4 protein-coding genes are annotated in these 4,004 nt (G+C 71.4%); all 4 read left to right on the forward strand.

Translation table 11 applies throughout. The features are described 5' to 3' along the window. The first annotated feature begins 414 nt into the window (after positions 1-414). The 4 genes from sigE (at position 415) to tatB (ending at position 3,779) form a co-directional block, all read left to right on the forward strand. Positions 415-1,011: an RNA polymerase sigma factor SigE gene (gene sigE, locus ABZ193_RS43380; RefSeq protein ID WP_193354397.1), complete on the forward strand. Its 597-nt coding sequence runs from the start codon at positions 415-417 to the stop codon at positions 1,009-1,011. Further along, positions 1,008-1,658, forward strand: a complete 651-nt coding sequence (locus ABZ193_RS43385; RefSeq protein ID WP_020420942.1) for a hypothetical protein — start codon at positions 1,008-1,010, stop codon at positions 1,656-1,658. Before sigE ends, ABZ193_RS43385 begins: the two co-directional genes overlap by 4 nt. An 81-nt stretch (positions 1,659-1,739) precedes the next feature. Then, positions 1,740-3,263, forward strand: a complete 1,524-nt coding sequence (locus ABZ193_RS43390; RefSeq protein WP_354714659.1) for a trypsin-like peptidase domain-containing protein — start codon at positions 1,740-1,742, stop codon at positions 3,261-3,263. Between the two features lie 102 nt (positions 3,264-3,365). Next, positions 3,366-3,779, forward strand: coding sequence for a Sec-independent protein translocase protein TatB (gene tatB / locus ABZ193_RS43395; RefSeq protein WP_020420940.1), 414 nt, complete (start codon positions 3,366-3,368; stop codon positions 3,777-3,779). Positions 3,780-4,004 lie beyond the last annotated feature (225 nt).

Raw genomic sequence — 4,004 nt, forward strand, 5'->3', positions numbered from 1 at the left:
GCCGAGGATGAAGTCGATGTTGAGGCTGCGCTCGTGGGCCTCGTCGATGATGAGCGTGTCGTAGCGGCGCAGCATCCGGTCGCTCTGGATCTCGTTCCGCCGAGCGCGCCCGCGCGGCGAGCAGCGCGGCGTCCGCCGGGTGGTCGGGCAGGTAGCCCTCGGCGTGGTCGCCGCCACTCGCCGCGAGCGTCTCGGAGGTCACGCGGCAAAGGTTAGCGCTGGTCGTCGCCAAACCCGTGGAAGACGTGCACACTTCTCTCAGGCGGCTCTCAGTCTCGTCTCACTACCCACATAAGGAGAGGGGCCAAGCTGGGTCTCAACGGGCGCCAGGGGGTTCCCGGGAACACAGTGCGGATGGCCCGCGTTGGACAGATCAGTTGGGAGAACAGCCTGATGGAGGTGCCGTCCCCCACGATGCAGAACAGCCTGGAGAACGAGCAGGTCGAGGGCCGCCCGGTCACCGTCGACGAGTCCGCGTGGACTCCGCCGTCGTGGGACGAGGTCGTCCGCGAGCACGGCGACCGCGTCTACCGGCTGGCGTACCGGTTGACCGGCAACACCCACGACGCCGAGGACCTCACCCAGGAGACGTTCATCCGGGTGTTCCGCTCGCTGGCCTCCTACAAGCCGGGCACTTTCGAGGGCTGGCTGCACCGCATCACCACGAACCTGTTCCTGGACATGGCGCGCCGCCGCTCGCGGGTGCGCATGGAGGGGCTGCCCGAGGACACCGACAGAATCGTCGGTGACGACCCGAGCCCCGAGCAGGTGTACAGCGACACGCACCTGGACCCGGACCTGCAGGCCGCGCTCGACGAGCTGCCGCCGGAGTTCCGCGCCGCCGTGGTGCTGTGCGACGTCGAAGGACTTTCCTACGAGGAGATCGGTGCGACGCTCGGCGTGAAGCTGGGCACCGTGCGCAGCCGGATCCACCGCGGCCGGCAGGCGTTGCGTGCCTCGCTCGAACGGCGCCGGGCGGCCAAGGAGGAATCCGTGGGGGTTTCCGCATGAGCGAACTGCGAGGCTGGGGCCTGCCCGAGTCTCACCTGCTTCCCGACGCCGTCGTCGCCTTCGTGGACGGCGAGATGAGCCTGGGCGCCCACGAGCGTGCCGCGTCGCACGTCGCCCGGTGCCCGATCTGCGCCGCCGAGGTGACGTCGCAGCGCCAGGTGCGCGCGGCGGTCCGGCGCGCGGAAGCACCCTCGATGCCGGCCAGCCTGCTGGCGAGCCTGCGCAACATCCCGCAGGACACCGACCTGCCGACCAGTCCCGACAACCTCGCCGTCACCGAGGACGGCCAGCTGGTCGCCATTCAGCGGCCCGACCGCGTCGCCGGTCTCCGGTCGTCCCCTTTTGGTTCGTCGGCGCCGCTCGGGTCGAGCGCGCCCCTCGGTAGTGGTTCCGCCGTTCTGGGCGGTCAGCGTCACCCCTCGGTGCGGCGCCGCGTCGCGCAGGGCGCCGGGGTGGCCGTGTCCGGCCTGGTCCTGAGTGCGCTCGCGCTGGTCGTGACCTCGTCGACCGGCGATCCCACGCAGGCCAACCCGGAGCCCGGCCAGGCGCCCGCGCCCGGTGTGCTGCGTGCGCAGCTCGGTGGCGAGCCGAGCGTGCCCGCCACCACCACGACGACCACCACTCCCGCCCCCGTGGCCAGTCGCTGACGCGCCCTTCACCGTCCGCGGGGGAGAATCGGTGGCGTAGGGTCGCGCCGACAGCACGACGAGCCATCCACCCGGGGAACGATGAGTCAGCCGAATCCACCACAGGACAGCGCAGGCGCGGAACCGCGGCTGGCGCCCCGCCCGCTGGACCGGCCGCCGGTGGATGCCGCGGAAGCCGGCGCGTTCGGCCGCCCGCACGGCGTGGACGGTGCCTTCGACAAGCTCTACACCCCCGGCACGCGCAACGGCGACAAGATCGTCGCCGCGCCGCCCGCGCCGGAGTCGCTGGCCGAGGCCTTCGGCCGCCCGCCCGGCGCGGAGGACGTGCTGCTGCAGCGCCCCGCCGGGGACAACGGCAGGCAGCCGGGCGGTGATCCGGAGCCGCCGCTGTGGTCCCGCATGACCGACCCGTGGCGTGACCCGGGTTCGGCCGCGGTGCTGTCCCGCCCGGCGCTCGATCCCGACGACGAGGACGACGAGGACGCCGACCGTCCGCGCAGCGCCCAGCTGTCGCTGCCCGAGCTGCTGTTCGGCCGCCGCGTGAAGCCGGTCGCGCTCGGTCTGCTCGGGGTGGTGTGCCTGCTCATCGGCGCCGTCGGCGGCCTGATCGGCTGGTGGCTCGGCGGTGCGGGCGACTCGCTCACCGGGTCGGCGACGATCTCCGAGGCCGAGGCGGGCAAGGAACGCGCGCCCGGTTCGATCGCCGACATCGCGCAGCGGGTGGCGCCCGCGGTCATTTCGATCGAGGTGAAGTCCGGTCAGTCCGGCAGCGTCGGCTCCGGCGTGATGATCGACCCGCAGGGCTACGCGATCACCAACAACCACGTCATTTCGCTGGCCACCAGCGATCCGCAGGCGAAGATCACCGCGGTGTTCACGGACGGCACCCGCACCGAGGCGCGGGTGGTCGGGACGGATCCGAAGACGGACCTGGCCGTGATCAAGGTGGCGGTGTCGAACCCGACGGTGCTGCAGATCGGCGACCCGGCCGGCCTCGAACCGGGTGATTCGGTGATCGCCGTGGGGTCGCCGCTGGGCCTGGAGAACACCGTGACCTCGGGCATCGTGAGCGCGCTCCACCGGCCGGTGACGGCGGCCGGTGAGAACGGCGAGCCGCCGGTCACGTACGACGCGATCCAGACCGACGCGCCCATCAACCGCGGCAACTCGGGCGGCGCGCTGGTCGACTCGACGGGCGCACTGGTGGGCATCAACTCGTCGATCCGCACGGACGGCGGTGCGGACGGTTCGGGCGGCAGCATCGGCATCGGATTCGCCATCCCGGCCGACGACGCGATCAAGATCGCGCGGACGCTCATCAGCAGTGGCCAGGTCAAGCACGCCGACATCGGGGTGAACGCGGCGTCGGTCGCGGCGGAGACGTCGGAGGGCGCGCAGGTGCTGAACGTCGCCGACGGCGGTCCGGCCGCGCGGGCGGGCATCGCGGAGGGCGACGTCATCACGAAGCTCGGCGACCGCCTGGTCCGCAATGCGGCGGAGCTGACGGTGGCGGTGCGGCAGCACGAGATCGGCGAGACGGTGCCCGTGCAGCTGGTCCGGCAGGGGCGGACGCTGATGGTCGACGTGACGCTCGGCTCGGACTGACCGCCGGATGGACGAGACGTGAACTCCGCGCGCGGGATCCGAACAGGCCGGCCGGCGGGGTAATCTGAGATAGCTGGAGCCGTGTGAGGCGGAGGTTCGCGAATGTTCGAAAGCGTTGGCTGGGGCGAGATCCTCGTCCTGATCGTCGCGGGCCTGTTCATCCTCGGCCCGGAGCGCCTGCCCGAGGCGGCGGCCTGGCTGGGCCGGAGCGTGCGGAAGGTGCGCGATTTCGCGACCGGCGCCCGGCAGCAGCTCAAGGACGAGATGGGCTCGGACTTCGAGCAGTTCCAGAAGCCGCTGGAGGACCTGCGGCAGCTGCGCAACTTCGACCCGCGCCGGGCGGTCACCCAGCACCTCTTCGACGGTGACCCGGACCCGCTCGGGATCAACGGCCTGTCCGGCGGCAGCGTGAAACCGAACGGCTACCCCGCCACGACGACCACCCCGGCCGCGAAGCCGGACCCAGAACCACTCAAACCAGGCGAAAAGCCGCCCACAGACCCAGACGCCACCTGAGAAGAGGGCCACCCTAGGAGGGGTGGCCCATTTTTTTCTGGCACAACCGCGAAACCGGCAACGCAACGGCACTGGCCACCCCGGCAGGGGCGGCCCTTCTCACTTCGAATCCGCAAGCCGGCAACGCAAAGCAAGCGACTACCCCAACCAGACCTCCCCCGCCCCCGATCCACAGCCGATCTTTAGTCGCCGATCAGCGGGGTCAAGGTACTCTTTCCCGCCTTG

This window comes from Amycolatopsis sp. NPDC006125 (assembly GCF_040614195.1).
GTDB classification, from domain to species: domain Bacteria; phylum Actinomycetota; class Actinomycetes; order Mycobacteriales; family Pseudonocardiaceae; genus Amycolatopsis_E; species Amycolatopsis_E tucumanensis.